Source organism: Paenarthrobacter sp. NPDC090520, assembly GCF_044769205.1.
Classification (GTDB): Bacteria; Actinomycetota; Actinomycetes; order Actinomycetales; family Micrococcaceae; genus Arthrobacter.
Genome location: NZ_JBIVXM010000009.1, coordinates 142104 through 160890, shown reverse-complemented (window position 1 = coordinate 160890; position 18787 = coordinate 142104). Strand labels below are relative to the sequence as shown.

Annotated in this window: 13 protein-coding genes and 1 pseudogene; 1 reads left to right on the top strand and 13 read right to left on the bottom strand. The window is 61.2% G+C overall.

The features are described 5' to 3' along the window. Positions 1-54: 54 nt before the first annotated feature. From ACIQTZ_RS13340 to ACIQTZ_RS13280, 13 genes and pseudogenes are all read right to left on the bottom strand, one after another. A complete protein-coding gene (locus tag ACIQTZ_RS13340) occupies positions 55-474 on the bottom strand; it encodes an ATP-binding protein (protein ID WP_402981439.1) in 420 nt (139 codons plus the stop codon). Further along, positions 467-799 (bottom strand): STAS domain-containing protein, encoded by a 333-nt coding sequence (locus ACIQTZ_RS13335; RefSeq protein ID WP_400336502.1) that lies wholly within the window; start codon positions 797-799, stop codon positions 467-469. Before ACIQTZ_RS13335 ends, ACIQTZ_RS13340 begins: the two co-directional genes overlap by 8 nt. Then, positions 783-2774, bottom strand: a complete 1992-nt coding sequence (locus tag ACIQTZ_RS13330) for a glycosyltransferase family 2 protein (protein ID WP_402981436.1) — start codon at positions 2772-2774, stop codon at positions 783-785. The genes ACIQTZ_RS13335 and ACIQTZ_RS13330 overlap by 17 nt, the downstream gene beginning before the upstream one ends. A 17-nt stretch (positions 2775-2791) precedes the next feature. Next, on the bottom strand, positions 2792-3907 hold the full coding sequence (locus ACIQTZ_RS13325) for a PP2C family protein-serine/threonine phosphatase (protein WP_402981433.1): 1116 nt from the start codon (positions 3905-3907) through the stop codon (positions 2792-2794). A gap of 146 nt (positions 3908-4053) precedes the next feature. After that, the gene (gene bcp, locus ACIQTZ_RS13320) at positions 4054-4521 is read right to left on the bottom strand and encodes a thioredoxin-dependent thiol peroxidase (RefSeq protein ID WP_400336494.1); all 468 of its coding nucleotides are present in this window, start codon (positions 4519-4521) and stop codon (positions 4054-4056) included. Positions 4522-4600: 79 nt separating this feature from the next. Continuing rightward, a complete protein-coding gene (locus tag ACIQTZ_RS13315) occupies positions 4601-5365 on the bottom strand; it encodes a winged helix-turn-helix domain-containing protein (RefSeq protein WP_402981430.1) in 765 nt (254 codons plus the stop codon). A gap of 11 nt (positions 5366-5376) precedes the next feature. Then, on the bottom strand, positions 5377-6726 hold the full coding sequence (gene allB, locus ACIQTZ_RS13310; RefSeq protein WP_402981427.1) for an allantoinase AllB: 1350 nt from the start codon (positions 6724-6726) through the stop codon (positions 5377-5379). Then, positions 6719-7888, bottom strand: a complete 1170-nt coding sequence (locus tag ACIQTZ_RS13305) for a glycerate kinase (protein ID WP_397323478.1) — start codon at positions 7886-7888, stop codon at positions 6719-6721. The genes allB and ACIQTZ_RS13305 overlap by 8 nt, the downstream gene beginning before the upstream one ends. A gap of 71 nt (positions 7889-7959) precedes the next feature. After that, positions 7960-9735 (bottom strand): glyoxylate carboligase, encoded by a 1776-nt coding sequence (gene gcl / locus ACIQTZ_RS13300; RefSeq protein WP_397323476.1) that lies wholly within the window; start codon positions 9733-9735, stop codon positions 7960-7962. Between the two features lie 121 nt (positions 9736-9856). Further along, a pseudogene (locus ACIQTZ_RS13295) lies at positions 9857-10753 on the bottom strand (2-hydroxy-3-oxopropionate reductase); the annotation flags it as partial. 38 nt (positions 10754-10791) lie between these two features. Then, complete coding sequence (locus ACIQTZ_RS13290; RefSeq protein ID WP_402981424.1) at positions 10792-11595, bottom strand: hydroxypyruvate isomerase family protein; 804 nt, start codon at positions 11593-11595, stop codon at positions 10792-10794. A gap of 404 nt (positions 11596-11999) precedes the next feature. Continuing rightward, on the bottom strand, positions 12000-15395 hold the full coding sequence (locus tag ACIQTZ_RS13285; protein ID WP_402981421.1) for a DEAD/DEAH box helicase: 3396 nt from the start codon (positions 15393-15395) through the stop codon (positions 12000-12002). Positions 15396-15480: 85 nt separating this feature from the next. After that, complete coding sequence (locus tag ACIQTZ_RS13280) at positions 15481-16257, bottom strand: Hachiman antiphage defense system protein HamA (RefSeq protein WP_402981418.1); 777 nt, start codon at positions 16255-16257, stop codon at positions 15481-15483. Positions 16258-16566: 309 nt separating this feature from the next. Here ACIQTZ_RS13280 and ACIQTZ_RS13275 point away from each other — a divergent pair, with 309 nt between their 5' ends. After that, positions 16567-18333: an ATP-dependent nuclease gene (locus tag ACIQTZ_RS13275; protein WP_402981415.1), complete on the top strand. Its 1767-nt coding sequence runs from the start codon at positions 16567-16569 to the stop codon at positions 18331-18333. The last annotated feature ends 454 nt before the right edge of the window (positions 18334-18787 follow it).

Sequence of the window (18787 nt, the reverse complement as noted above, 5' to 3'; positions counted from 1 at the left end):
GAGAGAGGGTTGGTGGGAAGGGGCGATTCGGTGAGAGAGGGCTGGGGGAGGGGGTCAGGTGTTGCGGGTCAGGATCCAGGTGTTGGTGCCGTCCTGGCGTTCGAACGTCACCGTGGTCACCAGGGCCTCGATCAGCGCGAGCCCACGTCCCGATTCCGCCTCCGAATCGGGCATGGAGGCCTGCATATCGTCGGCGAACGGCTCCCGGGCATGATGGGCGCTGACCCGTGCAACCAGCCGGGTCGGCCACACGCCGATCTCCACGTCGATTTCCACGGGCTCCTCGGCCACGGGCTCGGCGTGTTGCACGATGTTCGCAGCCGATTCGATCACGGCGGTAGCGAACGTCATCCGGTCCATGTCCGGCACGAAGGACGCATCGTCCCACAGGGCATCGAGTTCGTTATGGATGGCTTCGATTGCTTCGTCGTTGGACGGACCGTGGTACCCCCGGCGGGCAATGACGTCACTCATCGCCGAACGCTTCCTCGGCGGTGGGGTAGGCCGTGAGGACCCGGTCCATATTGGTCAGCTCCAGCACCATCTTCACCTGGGGCTGGACTGCGGCGATGCGCAGGTCCCCGCCGGCCTGGCGTGCGGCCTTGAGGCAACCGATCAAGGCTCCGAGGCCAGACGAATCCATGAAATCGGTCTCGGCCAGGTTAACCACCACACGGCTTGATCCGGCGGCGACAACCTCATTGACCACCTCGCGGAGCTTCGGCGCGGCCACCATGTTCAGGCGGCCAACACCTTTCACTTCCGCGTAGTTGTTTTTGACCTCATAGCTGAACTGCATCGCCATTCCTCTCCTCGGGGCTTCCGGGCCCAACGGACCCAACATCTTCGGGGACGAATCCCTTGTACAAAACTGCCTTCACCAGCACGCTCAGGACCACCAGGTCGAAGGCCACCCAGGCCACGTTGACCAGTGTTCCCAGCGGCTCCGAGAGTCCGGTCAGGAGCCGGGCAACGCCAACCACCAGCGCCACTGCCAGCAGCACGGCCACAATGATTTGCGGCCGGATGAGGCTCCAACTCGGTCCGCCGCTCTGGCGTGCCTTAGGGGTGACCGCAAACCCAAGGGGACGCCCGAACCAGACGTTGCGTGCCGCCGTCGTACATGACTTGATCCAGGTGGGGAACAGCGCGAGGCTGTACTGCTGGCCGCGCCAGGTGGGGATGCCGTGACCGGCCACCAGGAAGAGCAGTTGGTTCACCACCATGAACGGGATGAAGCGGACGAAGAAGTCGAAGCTGAGGCTGCTGACAGGCAGGATGCCGAGTGTCAGGTAGATGATGGGCGCGGCGAAGTAGACCACGGCTGCGAAGCCGCTCAGGTAGCTCCACATGGTTGAGAAGTACATGAGCCGCTGTCCCCATGTGAGGTTGCGTTGCACCAGCGGGTTTTCCCGGAGGAGGACCTGCATGGTGCCCTGGGCCCAACGCAGCCGCTGGGTGAGCATGGTCTTGAGGTCTTCCGGGGCCAGCCCGTTGGCGAGGATCTCGTGGTGGTACACGCTCTTCCAGCCCAGTCCATGCAGGCGCATTGCGGTGGCCATGTCCTCCGTGACGGAGATGGTGGCCAGCGGCATGATGGGCTGTGCTTCGTCGGTGCGCTCCACGGAGATGGCGTCGAGGACCGCGTGGACGGATTCCAGCGCACCCAGCGGTGACCAGTCGCGCCCGGACATACGGTCGACGGCGTCACTCGCCACGGTGGTCACGCCGCCTTCGCCGACGTGCGCGAGTTCCATCGCGGCGATTTCCTCAAGGTCGGCCTGCAGCGCGGAGAAGTCCGCGGCCACGAGCGTCCGAACGGCCTCATCCACCTTGCGACGCACGCGGTACGTGATCTCGCTGAGGGATACGCGGGCTTCGAGTTCCTGTTGGGCGGTGTTGGTTGCAGCCTCCACCTCGTTCAGCATCTGCTCCACCAGCGGGTTCCCGGCCTCGGGGGAGCGGCGGGCCTTCTTGATGGCCTGCTTGGAGGCCGCGAGGGCACGCTTGATGCTTTGCTCCGTGGCTTTCACGTAGCCCACCAGGCCCAGCTGCATGAGGGCTTCGCGGCGCAGGATGGCGTTGGAGCCGCAGAAGAACGCCGCGTTCCAACCGTCCTTGCCCTGCTGGATGGGTCCGTAGAACAGGGGAGCCTGGCTGCCCAGCGGATCGTCGGCGGGGACGTTGATGAAGTACTGGGGTGTCTGGACCAAGGCAACGCGATCGTCGTTGAAGTACCCCAGCGTCTTGTCCAGGATGTCCGGCTCGGGGATCTGGTCGGCGTCGAGAATCAGCAGGTACTCGCCCGAGGTGAGCATGAGCGCGTTGTTCAGGTTGCCGGCTTTGGCGTGGCGCGGCATGTCCGGTGTCCAGTCCGCGGTGCGCGTGACGTAACCGATCCCGCTGGCTTCGGCGAGTTCGCGCATCTCTGGCCGGTTGCCGTCGTCGAGAATCCAGGTGCTGTGCGGCCAGCGGATCTCCTTGGCCGCCAATGCCGTGGTCATCACCAGGTCGAACGGCTCGTTGTACGTGGTGATGAAGACGTCCACGGTGGCATCAGCCGGGGCAGGGGGTGGCGGCTTGCGGATCTTGAGGTTCCACACCGTCAACCCGAACAGCATCACTTCAATGAGGCTGTACGTCTCGGCGATGACCAGCGGAACGGCGATCCACCACGCCTCCCAGTTCAGCGAGGCCAACCACCGCCAAGCGACGTAGTTCACGCCGAGGATAACGGTGAGGACAACGATCAAACGAGTCCAGAAACGAGTCACGATCCCCCTTTGGTGGCTTACTGACCGGTTGGTTTCCGTCGAACCACGACGGCGGTCACGTCGTCTTCCGCCGTGGCGGCCGGTGCCAGTTCCAGAAGGGCGGCACAGATTTCCTCCGAGCTTCCCGCGTTGCGGGCTGACTTCTCCACGTTCCGGATGAAGTCCTCCAGCGAAGCGTGGGCGTCCAGGATTCCGTCGCTGACGATCACCAGCGAGTCGCCTGGCTCCAGGGTGAGTTGGGCTGCGGGCCAGACCTCGTCTTCGAGGATTCCCACGGGCGGACCCGCTGAAACCAGCCGGCGGGCGGCACCCTCGGCGGGGATGTGCAGCCCAAGTCCATGACCGGCGTCGATATAGCTGAGCCGACCGGAAGCGCTGTCCAGCCGCGCGTGGAACATGGTCACGAACGAGCCCGACTGGTCCAGGTCCGAGGCGATCGTGGCCCCCGCGGAGGCGAAAGCCGCGTCGATCGCTGGGTTGTCGGCCACGGAGCGCATCACTGCCCGTACCGTAGCGGCGATGAGCGCAGCGCCCATGCCCTTCCCCATGGCGTCGGCGAACGTGAGATGCATGCCGTCGGCGGTTTGGTACCAGTCGTAGAAGTCCCCACCCACGCTGCGCGACGGGCGGAAGGACCCGCCGACGTCGTAATCGTCCAGCCGCACCTTCTCTTGCGGCAGGAGGCTCTTTTGTACGACGGCGGCGCGCGCGAGTTCGTCGCTTTGGCGCGGGTCTTCCGTAGGCTGGGCGGGCGTGCGTGCGCGGCGGAAAAGGGCCCTGATGCGGGCCTGGAGTTCCTTGGGGCTGAAGGGCTTGGTGAGGTAGTCGTCGGCGCCGGTGTCCAGGCCTGTGAGGCGGTCCAGTTCGTCGGCGCGGGCGGTGAGCATCAGGACGTAGGCATCGGAGAATTCACGGACCCTGCGGCACACTTCCATGCCGTCGATGTCCGGGAGGTTGATGTCCAGCGTGATCAGTTCGGCGTTGGTGTTTTTCACGGCCTCGACGCCGGTCAATCCGTCCGGGGCTTCGGTAACGATGAAGTCGAGTTGTTCGAGGACCACCACGAGGAGGCCACGGATGTCTTCGTCATCTTCGACGACTACGGCATGGCGTTGGGGCGAGGTTGAGACCATGGCTCCATAAACTAATGTCCAAGGGGTTTTGTCACGTTTAGTCAACCAACATGAACGCCCGCTCACATTGCGCGAGCGGGCGTTACAAATGTTGTTCAGTTAGGTGAGAGAGGGTTCCCCAGGGAGGGGGGTTCGGTGAGAGAGGGTTAGACGCCGAGTTCTTCGCGGAGAGCCTGGACGTGGCCCTGGGCGCTGACCTGGTACTGGGTGAGCTTGACCTTGCCTTCGCCGTCCAGGACGACGGTGGAGCGGACCAGGCCCTCGACGATCTCGCCGTTGACCAGCTTCTCGCCCCAGGCACCGTAGGCAAGGGCCACAGCGTGGTCCTCGTCGGAGAGCAGCGGGAACGTCAGGGCGAAGTCGCCCGTGAAGGAGGCCAGTGCCTCGGGAGCGTCCGGGGAGATGCCCAGGACTTCGTAGCCCTTGCCCTGGAGGGAGGCCAGGTTGTCACGGAAGTCGCAGGCCTCCGTGGTGCAGCCGGGGGTGGCGGCCTGCGGGTAGAAGTACACAATCACGTTGCGTCCGCGGTAGTCGGACAGCGAGACCTTGGTGCCGTCGGCGTCGAGAAGCGCGAAATCAGGTGCTTGCGTTCCGACGAGGAGTTTCTGGGTCATGGCGATCCTTTACGTTCAACCGGTGTGCACCGGCGTTTGGTCATACAAAAAAGCGGAATCGAGATGTAGAACAACAAAATCAGATGCTGTATTCCGCGGGTCCGCGCACCGTGGCATAAGGGCCGGGCACGAACTGGTAGCCACCACCACGGACGGTGGAGACGGTGTAGCGGGCATTGCCAAGCTTGCGCCGCACTCTTCCAACATAAACGTCGATCGAGCGGAAAGCCGCGCCCGGGAGGTCAAATGACTCCAGGAAGCGTTGCAATTCTTCACGTGAAATAGCCCGGGAGCAGTTCACCACGAGGTAGCGCAACAGCTTGTATTCCATGCCGGTAAAGGCAACCGGCTCACCGTCCAGCAGGACTACTTCAGCGGCGAGGTCGATTGCAAGCTGGCTGCGCCGGGCGGCCAACGTTACGGGCTCGACGGCGGTGCTGCCGCTGGCTTCGCTTGCTTCCGAATCGTCGGCGAGGGCGTCCGCGAGCGAGACGGAACGTGATCCGGAAAGGTGGTCACCGGCGTCGGCGGTTTCCTGCGGAGTGCCGCCCCAGGAAGTGCCGCCGACGCCGGAGTGCTCTGCTCCGGGGGCGGGCCAGATGCGGACTTCCGCCTCCGGAGCAAGTTTCATGGCCCGGGCAAGCACAAGGCGTGCTGCCCGTTCCCAGATTTCGGGGTCCACGGGGTCGCCCTCGGCCGGGTTGACCCAAAGGGCCAGGCCGTGGGCGGTGAGAGCCGGGGAGGTGAGTCCCTGTGGTGTGGGGCCCTGCCGCCGCGCGGCCCCGGGACGTGCTTGGCGTCCCGGGAACCGTGCCGGCGGTGGACCGTAGGCATTGACTGCCATGGCGGTGGGTCCTAAACGTTACCGCGGCGGATCAGCTTGCCGCCGGGGTTCTGGAAGTCGATTTCCGAGCCCCGCAGGTAGGTCTTGCGGACGACGCCGGAGAGCGGGCGGCCGTCGTAGGGGGTGATCGGGTTCTTATGCTTGAGCTTCTTGACGTCCACCACATAGGCGTCGTCGTGGGCGAAGATCGAGAAGTCGGCGTCGTATCCCAAAGCTAGCTGGCCCTTGTTGTGCAGGCGGGCCAGGGCGGCGGGCTTCTCCGACATCCAGGCAACAACCTGCTCCAGGGAGATGCCGCGGTGGCGTGCTTCGGTCCAGATCAGGGACAGGCCCAGCTGGAGGGAGGAAACGCCGCCCCAGGCAACAGCGAAGTCACCGTTTTCCAGATCCTTCAGATCCAGTGTGGAGGGGGAGTGGTCCGAGACGATGCAGTCGATGGTGCCGTCCTGCAGGCCCTTCCACAGGAGCTCGCGGTTGGAGGCTTCGCGGATGGGCGGGCAGCACTTGTAGGCCGTGGCGCCGTCCGGGATTTCCTCGGCCATGAGCGTCAGGTAGTGCGGGCACGTCTCAACGGTGAGGTTGACGCCGTCGCGCTTTGCCGAAGCGATCATGGGCAGTGCGTCGGAGGAGGAGAGGTGCAGGATGTGGGCGCGTGCGCCGGTCCAGCGGGCGCGTTCGATGACCTCGGCGATGGCCTTGTTCTCGGCGCCGCGCGGGCGGGAGGCGAGGAAGGTCTCGTAGTGGTCGCCGCCGGGGTGCGGGGCGCGGTCGATCGCGTGGGAGTCCTCGGCGTGGACGATCATGAGGGAGTCGAAGGACTTCAGTTCCTTCATGTCCTCTTCCATCTCGTCCGCGTCCAGGTGCGGGAACTCGTCCACGCCGGAGTGGAGGAGGAAGCACTTGAAGCCAAAAACGCCTTCGTCGTGGAGCGGGCGGAGGTCGGCCTTGTTGCCGGGGATGGCACCGCCCCAGAACCCAACGTCAACGAACGCCTGGTCCTTGGCGACCACGCGCTTCTGCTCCAGGCCGTCCACGCTGGTGGTGGGCGGGATGCTGTTGAGCGGCATGTCGATGATGGTGGTGACACCGCCGGCTGCGGCTGCACGGGTGGCCGATGCGAAGCCTTCCCATTCGGTGCGGCCGGGCTCGTTGACGTGGACGTGGGTGTCCACGAGGCCGGGGATCAGGGTCTCGTCGTCGGCGAGGTGGATGACCTCTGTACCCGTCAGGCCGTTGCCCAGGGGCTCAATGGCGACGATGACGCCGTCGCGGATGCCAACCTCGCGGGGTGCGATGCCGGCCGTGGTGAGAATGCGCTGGCCCCGGATAACGAGGTCATAGGCGCCGAATGCTTCAGACATTGAGGTACTCCTTGTTTTCGGTCCGTTCCGCCAGGTACACGCCTATGTGCTTTCCTAATTGTTCAAGCAACGGACCTGCTTCAGCGATACATTTCTGGACATCTTCTTCCAGGTCCGTCAAAGCGTGGACCGTATGGAATCCGGCATCCGTGAGTTGTTCCCGGCTCAGGGTACTCCGGCCGCAGACTGCGATCACGGGTACCCCGGCTTTTGCTGCCGCCCGGCTGACGCCCATTGGCGTCTTGCCCAGGAGGCTCTGTTCGTCCAGGCTGCCTTCGCCGGTGATCACCAGGTCGGCGCCCTTCAGTTTCTGTTCGAGTTCAGTGAATTCAAGTACGACGTCGATGCCCGGCCGCCGCTCTGCCTTCAGGGCCGCGATGGCAATGTAGCCGACGCCGCCGGCAGCGCCTGCGCCCGGTGCCTTGGCTGCATATTTGGCGTCCGGTCCGGTGGTTGCTGCGAGGACGTCGACGAAGTTTTGTAGTGCCCTGTCCAGTTCGGCGACGTCGTCCGGCGTCGCGCCTTTTTGCGGGCCGAAGATGGCTGGGGCTCCGCTGGCCCCCAAAAGGGGATTGTCGACGTCGGACGCCAATACGAACTCTGTTGCCTCGATGCGGACATCGAAGTTGGCGAAGTCGATGCTCTTCAGCTGGGCGAGGGCGGCACCGCCGCCGGGGAGCTCGTTGCCGTTCCCATCGAGGAAGACGGCACCGAGGCCCTGCAGGACTCCGGCTCCGGCGTCGGTGTTGGCGCTGCCTCCAACGCCCAGGATGATCTTGCGGCAGCCGAGGTCCAGGGCGGCGCGGATGAGTTCACCCGTGCCGATGCTGGTGGCCGTCTTCGCGGTTTCGCTCGTGGGGCCTTCCGGGAGGAGGGCCAAACCGGAAGCGGCTGCCATTTCGATCACGGCTTCTGTGTTTTTGACTGCGAAATCCGCTTTGACAGCTTGGCCGAGCGGGCCGGTGACCGTGGTGGTCCGGCGGGTGAAGCCGGAGCCGATGGCGGCGTCGATGGTTCCTTCGCCGCCGTCGGCCACCGGAATGCGTGTTGTCTCGATGCCGCTGGTGCCGAAGCCGGCGAGCAGACCTGTTGCCAGGTGCTCGGCGACCTCGGGCGCGGACAGCGAGCCCTTGAATTTGTCCGGGGCGATGACCACACGCATTCCGGTGCCTCCTTTAGTGTGTTTCGTTTGGCCGTGGCGGCCTTTGGGCCGTTTGCGGCCGTGTGCGGCTGTTAGGCCTTGGCCAGGATCGCCGTGGGGGCGTCCGCAGCCGTCTCGGCCAGCTCTTCGAACTCGTTCACGCCGTTGATCTCAACGCCCATGGAGATGTTGGTGATCTTTTCCAGGATCACTTCAACAACCACGGGAACCTTGAACTCGCCCATAAGTGCCTTGGCCTTGTCGAATGCGGCAGGCATGTCGTTCGGGTTCTCAACGCGGATGGCCTTGCAGCCCAAGCCCTCGGCAACCTTGATGTGGTCAACGCCGTAGCCGTTGGTCTCCGGGCTGTTGATGTTCTCGAAGGCCAGGGAAACGTTCTGCTCCATGTTGAAGCCGCGCTGGCTCTGACGGATCAGGCCCAGATAGCTGTTGTTCACCACAACGTGGATGTACGGCAGGTTGAACTGTGCGCCCACGGCCAGTTCCTCGATCATGAACTGGAAATCGTAGTCACCGGACAGGGCCACAACGGTGGCGTCCGGGGTGCCACGAACCACGCCGAGTGCTGCCGGAGCGGTCCAGCCCAGCGGGCCGGCCTGGCCTGCGTTGATCCACTTGCGGGCACCGAACACGTGCAGCATCTGCGCGCCGGCGATCTGCGACAGACCGATGGTGGACACGTAGGTGGTGTCGCGGCCGAAAGCCTTGTTCATCTCCTGGTACACGCGCTGCGGCTTGATGGGCACGTTGTCGAAGTTGGTCTTGCGGTGCAGGGAGCCCTTGCGCTCCTGGCACTCGGCAACCCAGCCCGAGTAGTCCGGCAGGGTCTTTGCTGCCTGGCGTTCGCGGGCCAGCTCCAGCAGACCGTCCAGCGCCGCACCGGCGTCGGACGCAATGCCCAGGTCCGGCGAGAAAACGCGGCCGATCTGCGTCGGCTCGATGTCGATGTGCACGAACTTGCGGCCGGCCGTGTAGGTTTCCAGGCCGCCGGTGTGGCGGTTGGCCCAACGGTTGCCGATGCCGATCACGAAGTCGCTCTGCAGGAAGGTCTCGTTGCCGTAGCGGTGCGAGGTCTGCAGGCCAACCATGCCGGCCATCAGCTGGTGGTCGTCGGGGATGGCGCCCCAGCCCATCAGCGTGGGGATCACCGGCACGTTCAGGATCTCGGCCAGCTCAACCAGCTGGGCCGAAGCGCCGGCGTTGATGATGCCGCCGCCGGCAACGATCAGCGGGTGCTGGGCCGCGGTCAGCATGTCCAGGGCCTTTTCCAGCTGCTTGCGGGAAGCCTTGGGCTTCTCCACCGGCAGGGGCTCGTAGGCGTCGATGTCGAACTCGATCTCGGCCATCTGAACGTCGATGGGCAGGTCCAGCAGAACCGGGCCCGGGCGACCCGAACGCATTACCTGGAAGGCCTTCTGGAAAGCACCGGGAACCTGGCCCGGTTCCAGGATGGTCATGGCGAACTTGGTGACCGGCTTGGCGATGGACTCGATGTCCACAGCCTGGAAGTCTTCCTTGTGCAGCTTGGCAACAGGTGCCTGGCCGGTGATGCAGAGCATGGGGATCGAGTCGGCCTGGGCTGCGTACAGGCCGGTGATCATGTCCGTGCCGGCGGGGCCCGAGGTGCCGATGCAGATGCCGATGTTGCCATCAGCTGCTCGGCTGTAGCCGTCGGCCATGTGGCTGGCGCCTTCAACGTGGCGGGCCAGCGTGTGGCGGATGCCGCCGTGGGCACGCATTGCCGAGTAGAAGGGGTTGATTGCTGCGCCTGGCAGGCCGAACGCCTCGGTGGCGCCTTCCTTTTCCAGGATGGCGACTGCCGCGTCAACGGTGCGCATCTTAGCCATGGTGTACTCCTTGAAATCTTGGGTTCGCCCCGCGTTGGGGGCGGAAAAAGGGTGTGGTGAGGGAGCCGCCGTCGTTATTTAGGTACGACGGCGGGTTCCCTGCTTTGTGTTGCTTAGTGCCTTACTTGCGGCCGCTGAGCTGGAGGACCTGCTTGAAGAGGCCCGAGTGGTCCAGGCCGCCGTCGCCCTGGTTGACGGTTGCGGCGACGAGCTGTGCGACCACGGCGCCGAGCGGGACGGCGACGTTGGCTTCGCGGGCTGCGGAGGTGACGATGCCCAGGTCCTTGTGGTGGAGGGCGAGGCGGAAGCCGGGATCGAAATTGCGGTCGAGCATCTTCTGACCCTTCTGGTCCAGGACCTTGGAGCCGGCCAAGCCGCCGCCGAGGACCTTCAGTGCTGCGTCGGTGTCGACGCCGTAGGCCTCAAGGAAGGCGATGGCCTCGCCGAGGACCTGGATGTTGACCGCGACGATGAGCTGGTTGGCTGCCTTGACGGTCTGGCCGGAACCGGACGGGCCGACGTGGACGATGGTCTTGCCCACTGCGTTGAGGACGTCCTGTGCTGCCTCGAAGTCTGCCGCGTCGCCGCCGACCATGATGGACAGGACGGCGTCGATGGCGCCCTGTTCGCCACCGGACACGGGAGCGTCGAGGGGGCGGATGCCGGCTGCTACGGCTTCTTCGGAGAGGCGCTTGGCGACGTCCGGGCGGATGCTGGATGCATCGATCCAGAGGGTGCCCTTCTTCGCGTTGGCGAAGACGCCGTCCTTACCCGTGACGACACCCTCAACATCGGGGGAGTCCGGGACCATGGTGATGACGACGTCGGCGTCCTTGACTGCCTCCGCGATGGAGCTGGCACCCTGGCCGCCTTCGGAGACGAGCTTGTCGATCTTGTCCTGGCTGCGGTTGAAGCCGGTGACCGTGTGGCCGGCCTTGACGAGGTTGATGGCCATGGGCAGGCCCATGATTCCGAGTCCGATGACTGCAACGTTGCTCATAGTGGTTCTCTTTCTGAAAGTCTTTTTAGCTCAGGTGTGCTTGTTGAGCCGGGTGCTTAATTGGCGTTGGCGCGCTGGCGGATGGCCCAGCTGAATGCCGTCTCCTGCGGTTCCTTGTATTCCAAACCGATGTAGCCCTCGTAGCCGAGTTCGCGGCTGCGGGCGATCCACTCGCCGAGGGGGAGGTTGCCGGTGCCGGGGGCGCCGCGGCCGGGGTTGTCGGCGATCTGGATGTGGCCGAAGTCCTTGGCGTGGTTCTCGATGACGGATTCGACGTCGTCGCCGTTGACTGCCAGGTGGTAGAAGTCGGCGAGGAGCTTGATGTTCTGGGCGCCGGATTCTGCCTTGACGCGGGCGATGACCTTGAGTGCGTCTTCGGCGGTGAGGAGCGGGTACTTGGGTGCGCCGCTCACCGGCTCGAGGAGGACAGTTCCGCCAATACGTGCGACGCCGGCAGCTGCTGCGGCGAGGTTCTTGGCGGCGAGTTCGTCCTGCTCTTCAGGGGTGAACTCGTCCTGGCGGTTGCCGTAGAGGGCGTTGAAGGCCTTGCAGCCGAGGCGCTCACCGATGCCGGCCACGACGTCGATGTTGTCCTTGAACTCGGAGCAACGTCCCTTCCAGGAAACCAGACCGCGGTCGCCGCCAGGCATGTTGCCTGCGTTGAAGTTCAGGCCCGTGAGCTGAACGCCGGCGTCCTTGATGGCGTTCTCAAACTCGGTTACTTGGGCGTCGGTGGGGACGGAGGTCTCGAAGGGCCACCAGAACTCGACGGCGTCAAAACCGGCTGCCTTCGCGGCGGCGGGGCGCTCGAGCAAGGGCAGCTCCGTCAGGAGGATGGAGCAGTTCACTGTGTACGTCATCGTAGGTCCTTCCGAGGAGGGGCTTTGATCTATCTTCCTCTGTGCTTCGTCTTGGCCTTGGTGCTTGGCTTCTGTTTCCGCTTTGTGGAATTTAGATTCTGCTTTATGAAAAGTTTAGGGAAGGTGGGGGTGTGAGTCAAGGGGGTGGGTGGGGAGGTGGGGGTTTGGGATACCAAGCGCATACCTTGAAGCATGCACGAGTAGTCGTGCAGGGGATCGGACATCACCGATTAAGGTGTCCGGAGGTCTAGCCTCAACGTGAGGGCTCAATACGTCCACTGCGGTAACGCGGTGCCCAATAAGCGAAGAATAGCGCTGCTCGCCACCTAACTTTCCGTCGAAGGGGCGAGCACACCTGAAGTGCGGAGATTGCCGCTAGTTGAGCCCAACGTCTTGAGGCGGTGTTAAGCGTGCAGGTCTCCAGGCCCGCGATACAGCAACCGAATGGCCGTGGAATCAGGGTGTCGTTGGGCTCGGAGAATTCCAAGCCGCTCGCGATTGATGTGCACATTTGCCTCGCCTAGGAGTTCGAATCCGGGCGACCAAATGTCGATCGTGTCTGCGTCGCGTACCGTGATCCTGAGCCAAGAATTTGGGGGAGGAGGATCTCCGAGCCACGTCGTAGTCACGGTTTCCGTGCCCGCGCGGACCCATTGCTTTAACTGTGGACGGCGGACATGTGATGCGAAGCTCAGCCAGGCCGAACGAGCCTCCTTGCTCGGCCACACGTCGTTCCATGCGTATTCTGGGTCGAGGTCGTCGATCCATTGGCGCATGCCAGACACGTCTCCAAAGTCGGCATCAGTAGTGCTCACGGCATTGATAGCGGCCAGTCGGTGGTCGAACCCGGAGCGAATAAGCAACGATGCAGACCAAGCAAAGGTCCCGGTTTCGACTGCCGTCACTGCTGCGCCAGTCACTATATCGGCGACGAGGTTGCCTTGGGCTTCCTCGTACACACGCGCGGCTTCCATCCCCCAGACCAATCTATAGACAAGGTCAGATTCAACGAATCGGGCCATTGCGACTCGATCGCCACTGAGTTCAGCCAGGCTTAGTCCTCGGACCCACTGCCTAAGCACATCTTCCCAATTGTCAAGAGACACTTCGGGAGCAAATGTATCAAGGCCGAATACCGTAGCTGCGATCTCTACAAGTCCCTCGGCAGCGGCGGCATGATCGTCGATTGCGAGGGCGTATTCTACTTGAGCTATGAGTTCAATCACTTGCCCCGAGACCGCCGAGAGATTCGTCCCAGCTTCAGCCCCTAGACCGGCCAAGTACCACCCGCGACGCTGGGATGGCGTCGACGTTTGCCATAGATGCCTCACCCGTCCCATCACCAGTTCGCGAACTGCCCTTGCTGCCGAGCTCTCTACGTGGCGCAGTTGGCGCTCCCACAGTGAGTTTACGAGCACATCGGAAAGTACCTGCGTGGCCGCGTCTGCGTTCACATCGTAAGCGCTGTCCCCAATCATGCTCAGAATCCCGATGTCAAGCAGAGCGAGGTTTGAGCGCCACTTCTCCGCAGCTGTCAATTGATCTTCAGGTCGTTCTTGCTGAAGAACAGGAAGAGTCCAGTCCGGCCCGCCCGTGAGGTAGTCCAGGAACGGCTCTATGGGCCCGGAGCCTCGCGATGTATACAACCGCCTAAGCAGCCCTAGGCCAACCTGGATAAGGCCAGAGTTGAGAGCCTTTCCCCCCTCACCCTCGGTCAACCGCAACCAGTCCTGGCGAAGCTGCTCACGCTGCTGTGATCCTTGTTCAAAAATTGGATAGAGAACTAGTCCTTCTGTATCAACAAATGCGCGCCCAGCGCGTCCGATAACATTAGAAAAGTCTGAGCCCTTTAGCATTTCTCGACCGCGTTTAAGACTGTGGAATAGCACTACCGAGGCAGACAGATTGAGCCCTTGAGCAAGCGTCGGGGAGGCGACAATAACCCTCAGAATGCCTTCATGGAGCAGCTTCTCCACTTCTCTCCGGAATGGTCCTGGGAGTGCACCGTGGTGTATTGCGACGCCCATCTCTAAGCACTTCAGTATTGGGTGATCTGCGCCGAACCATTCGGCGCCCACTGCCATTGCTGCGCTTATGTCAACACCGCTGGGCAGTACTGGAGTGATCAGACCTTGCTTGTGTAATTTGATTATTTCCCGGGCGTAGGGCTCGACCGAGTTGCGTTGAGGGCAAAAAATGAGGACTGTCTGGCTTTCCTCCACCAGCCGCCATGCGGTGGCGATTACGAGTTCTCGCTGACTCGTGGGAAAGGCATTTTTGCGCCTACCTGAGGGACGACTTGCTTCGAAATAGCGTGGGATGAACGGCTGGTCCGGTCCGAGCGTGATGGTCAGACGTGCATGGTCAGTCCGCCATTCGACAACTCCGAACCGCTGCAGCGTTGGACGCCAAGCCTCTTGGTGTAGGCCTTGCGGGTCATCGTCAGTAAGCCAAGCAACAAAGTCCTCCAAGTCCTGCCCGGAGGGGAACACTGCGGAAAGGCAAATTATCCGGCGTGTAGAAGCGTCCGAACGACGCAGTAGCCGCTGTATTTGAGCTTCGTACCGAACCTCCCGTTCAGAGGCGCCGATCATGTGCCCTTCATCAAGCACAACCAGCCCGATGTCGTCGAGAACCGTAGGGTCGGAGCGAAGCGCAAAATCCAGCTTCTCCGGGGTAGCAACAACAATGGCACTAGACCGCAGGGTGTCCTCGTCAACATCGCTGATTCCCGCGCTGCCATAGAGGGAGGAAACTCTAACGCCGAGAGGGCTGAACGTTTTCGTGAGTGCCTGCTCTGTTTGTGCAGAGAGAGCCCGGAGCGGGGTTACATAAACAATCCGTCTTCCTCCTGCCAGACACGCGAGAATGGCAAGTTCGGCGATGCGAGTCTTGCCAGCGCTTGTTGGAAGTGCGACTACGAGATCGCGGGAGTCGGTGAAGATCCGCGACACCACGCGCAGCTGAGAGGGCCATAGATCAATCTCTGAGCGTTTGCGGGCTAAGAGAGCCTCAACGAACGTACGGCGCAAGTACCGCCACCGCGTCGCGTCTGCCTCACTGCCCGTGGGCGGTTCAACCGGGATGTTCTCGTTAATGCTGCTTTCGAACAAATCTTCGAGTATTTTTCTGGTCAGTCTGTACACCCACCACGGGCTGGGAGCACCGACGTCCATTGCGGCCCGTTCACCCAGATCCAAGCTCGCTAACGCGCTGTCTAAGAGTTGGCGGTCGGCTACTTCCAGGGCGTAGAGACCTTCACAAACGGCGGAGAGGTAGCTTTCGCTGAGCAGCAATGCGACAGGGCCTAGCCCACTCGTCTGACGCTGATCGTCGTCAGAAAGGGACGCGAGAAGGGCGCCATCCGCTACCCCCGGCGAGGTTCGCATGAGTCGTGATCTCTCCTCGATGGCATCGAGGTCTCGCATTGCCAAGTCCGCTAAAGTAGCCTCCATCGGCGATAGCTGGCCAGTTTCCTGACTTCCTTTCATCAACGAAAAGGCCCTCGCGCTGTAACCGCCTAGGTGGCTGGCGGCTCCGGCTATGAGTCGATGAAAAACGGAGTCGGAAGATTCCGAGGCGTTGCGGGTCGCGGCTTCCAATGCGTAAGAACTCTGGATGAAAGCTTGACGTGCGACACGGAGTTGATTCTCGCTTTCGCCGTTGCGTGTTTCTTCCGCCGATTGAAGGAGATCAAGCCCGTCGGTGAGTAGTGCGTAGCCGTAGTTGAGAAGGTCAGAGTCTATATAGGGGCTAAATTCTGGCGATCCAGTCGGTAGTGCACCATTGCGGCGAATCATCGATTGAGCCTGTCCGCGAGCTAGCAAACGCCCTCGGAAGCTGGGGTCGGTGGCGGCTTGGAGGCGAGTTAGCAGAGATTCCAGGTCACGGGGCATCGCTTACTACCCCGTCGTAGGCGTCATTTATGAACTTCTGGTGTTGCTGGACTTGAAGGGTAACCGTAACTTGCGGAACCTTGCCGCTGTAGGCATCAAGATCTGCGCTTACGTGAGCACTAGGGTCTCCGCTCGTTAGCAGAAACATCAGGTGCCCCACTCGATCTGCCCTTACCCCGTTAGTCAATTGAAGATCGAGCACAGCCTCACCAATTTCGCGATCCGAAGTCTTGAGGAGCCGTGCAGCGAACTGAGACAGCGAATGTGGTGACGGTAGTTCGTCGTTCCGTGAAAGACCTTCCCGGGCTTCCTTGACTGTAGCTTCACCGAGCGAGACGCGGCTCTTGGCCTCTGCTTTGACAAGGTGGAGGGCGGAGTCGTCCCGAATCTTGGCCGCTAACACGTCGTCCCCTCTCATCGCCCACTCCTGATGGTCTCGGTCTATGAGCCGGCTAGGTCCGACAACGTAACCTTGTTCTTCCTCAAGGTACGCCGTTGCTAAGATCTCACCTGCGTCGCCGGATCTTGCACTCTTCTTGGTTGGCAGTCTGTCTCTCAAGAAGTTCGCCAAACCCGGCTTTCCATACCGCTCAGCGATCAACGATAGAGCCGTCGTGTCGGCGTACGCGCTGGGGAGTCTGCTGGCTAGGAGTTCAATTCCTTCGGCGTCGTTATGAGAAGAAATCGTGCCGGAAACGCGCCCGGGAGATTCGGTGCCGACGGAATTCAGCGGGCTGCTTAAGCACCAACTATCAAATAAGGACACGGCAGTACTCTCCCTGAAACCCGGTGGGACGAAGTCCGCAACCAATGGCGACATTTCATTCTTACAGCAAAACGCGCTAAGACGCACATTGCAAACGGTGTCAACCCATCGAATGTTCAGCTCGGGCGCTTGACCATAGAGGTGGCGGAGACACAGTGGTGCTGTGGAGCGATCTTTGAGCTTCGTGAGTAATCATCTCTGGCAGTCTGATCGAACTCCATGTAGCGTGACCAGGATTTGCGAGGCTATGGTGAGATCGGAGTAGCGGACAGTGCGACTGATTTTCGAGTATAGGGAGTTGAGTAAAGCTTGCTTCTTGATGTAGTGACGGTTTCTGGGTTTCGTTCGATCGAGTCGGATTTAACTATTCGGGTTGGGTCTCCGACAATCCTTGCTGGCCACAATGATGCAGGCAAGAGCGCAGTCTTGGATGCTATAGCTTTCCTTCTAGACTCGGTGAAGCTTACAGATCGTGATAGAACCTATGGCGACGCAGGACCCGACGGCGAGCCCTCACGTGTTTCGGAGACTATGGTTGAGGGAACGTTTACCCTCCGAGATGAAGAACAAATTCTGCTTGGACTTCCTGAAATCATTAGAGTTCGAAGGGCTTATCGAGAGAGTGGTACGGCGCTTGAGGTGTTCAGTGAGGTCCCAGTAGATGAGCGATTGCGTGATATTTCGTCACAGGATGTTAAGACATTTAAGTTCAGGCTTGGTGGACTCGGCCTGTCCCAGGCTGGCAACAAATCCGAGCTCATTGAACGCCTAGAGCAACTTATTTCTGTGGCAGTGAAAGAGCCGATATGGATTCCCGCTACGGCCGACCTGAAGAGAGCACTCCCGCGGATTCAGCGCTTCGACGCAACTTCCTCCCAAAATCCCGAAGAAGCAATACTGGCGACGCTACGAAATTCCTATACTGGTCACACGGAAGATGCGAGTATTAAGGGTGACATCCGTGAGTTGACGGATGCCCTTCAAGGTCGGGTAGCTCAGGACGCCGAGAAGCTACGTGAGCATATCAAAAGTCAATGCATTGATATCGGTGACATCGAGATACATCCAGTAGTTCGACTAGACAGCGGACTGAAATCACTTGAGGTTAGTGCTGCAAACGGACGCGGAGAGCGAATTCATCTTGGACAGTCGGGTACCGGTCGTTCGCGACGAGTTGCCCTAGCTGTTTGGGAGTTTAACGCGGGCCTACTAGGTGAATCTAGTCAGGATACGGTGCTTTTATATGATGAACCGGATACTCATCTTGACTACAGCAACCAACGAGGCTTCATGAAATTGTTGGATGAGCAGTCCAAGCTTCCTAATGTTCGTACTGTGGTCGCTACCCATTCAATGAACCTTATTGACGGTGTCGATATCTCTAAAGTGGTCCATCTTCGTCACGTTGACAATCGAACGAAGGCCGACGAAATTACTGACGACTCAGACGTTGGGGCTCATCTGGGAGCAATTGCGGCATCGCTGGGCCTTAGGAACACCGTTTTGCTGCACGAACGCCTCTTTGTCGGTGTTGAAGGACCCACGGAGAGTCGAGCATTTCCTGTACTTTTCAAACTTGCCACCGGTCGTCAACTTCAGGCGTGTGGAATCGCCCTTTGGCCCTGTGACAACAATGATGGAGCCCTCAGATTCGCGCAGTACCTTGCAGCACGAGAAAGGGACGTTTTACTCGTTGTGGACGAAGATTCACGAGAATTAAAGATGTTCTCAGAGCAGCGCTTGGCAAATCACGGACTGCAGTTAGGGAAGCATGTCTTGACTGTCGGAGTCCGCGAATTTGAAGACACCTTCCGAGACCAGCAGTGGGCGGAGTGTGCGAATAGGGTATGGCCCCGTGCAGACGGTCGAGCCTGGGTCCCCGATGACTTTTCTCAACACCGCGCATCCAAGTTCAGTTCTAAAATTGAGTCAATGATTCGCGAAAACAGTAGCGTTGAAGTCAGTGGAAAACCTGAGATCATGACGACGCTTGCCCTGGGTCTTCGGTCTGCTGAGGAAGTCCCGGAAGAACTTCGAGAGGTTTTTAGGCAGCTTGTTGAACGCGCCGACTACTGACGACTACGACGGGCCAGCATCCGGGCGCGACGTTGGGCCAGCGTCGGGGCAACCCAGTTGTGATAACCGACGGAGTTAGCCCATTCGATTGCGTGCTCGCGTTCGTCTCGACCGCACCACCTGCACGCATTGGGTGAAGGTGCAGTTCTATGTCGCACCTTGTAACACCTGTGGGTAGTCACCGACATGGTCCCCTTTCATCTCGTCACTACTGAAACACTGTCCACTGACATTTTCGGGATACGATGCGTCAGGCCTCCCCTTAGCCCTTGAACGATCCGCCATACTGCTTCCGTGATCGAGCTCTTGAGTTCGGCACGTTTGTCTAGAGGCGTCATAGTATCGCTCTACTGAGTTCGCCGGTAGATGAGGCCGAGGTGCCGTGTGGCTCCGATCTGCTGCGGTGAAAGATGTTAGATCTCTCTGACTCCGTTGGCACGTTGGATCGAAGCCA

What these genes read in the sequence shown, in the direction of transcription:
- ACIQTZ_RS13340 (WP_402981439.1), bottom strand. Translation starts at nt 474, where the DNA reads ATGAGTGACGTCATTGCCCGCCGGGGGTACCACGGTCCGTCCAACGAC.
- ACIQTZ_RS13335 (WP_400336502.1), bottom strand. Translation starts at nt 799, where the DNA reads ATGCAGTTCAGCTATGAGGTCAAAAACAACTACGCGGAAGTGAAAGGT.
- ACIQTZ_RS13325 (WP_402981433.1), bottom strand. Translation starts at nt 3,907, where the DNA reads ATGGTCTCAACCTCGCCCCAACGCCATGCCGTAGTCGTCGAAGATGAC.
- bcp (WP_400336494.1), bottom strand. Translation starts at nt 4,521, where the DNA reads ATGACCCAGAAACTCCTCGTCGGAACGCAAGCACCTGATTTCGCGCTT.
- ACIQTZ_RS13315 (WP_402981430.1), bottom strand. Translation starts at nt 5,365, where the DNA reads ATGGCAGTCAATGCCTACGGTCCACCGCCGGCACGGTTCCCGGGACGC.
- allB (WP_402981427.1), bottom strand. Translation starts at nt 6,726, where the DNA reads ATGTCTGAAGCATTCGGCGCCTATGACCTCGTTATCCGGGGCCAGCGC.
- ACIQTZ_RS13305 (WP_397323478.1), bottom strand. Translation starts at nt 7,888, where the DNA reads ATGCGTGTGGTCATCGCCCCGGACAAATTCAAGGGCTCGCTGTCCGCG.
- gcl (WP_397323476.1), bottom strand. Translation starts at nt 9,735, where the DNA reads ATGGCTAAGATGCGCACCGTTGACGCGGCAGTCGCCATCCTGGAAAAG.
- ACIQTZ_RS13290 (WP_402981424.1), bottom strand. Translation starts at nt 11,595, where the DNA reads ATGACGTACACAGTGAACTGCTCCATCCTCCTGACGGAGCTGCCCTTG.
- ACIQTZ_RS13285 (WP_402981421.1), bottom strand. Translation starts at nt 15,395, where the DNA reads ATGATTCGCCGCAATGGTGCACTACCGACTGGATCGCCAGAATTTAGC.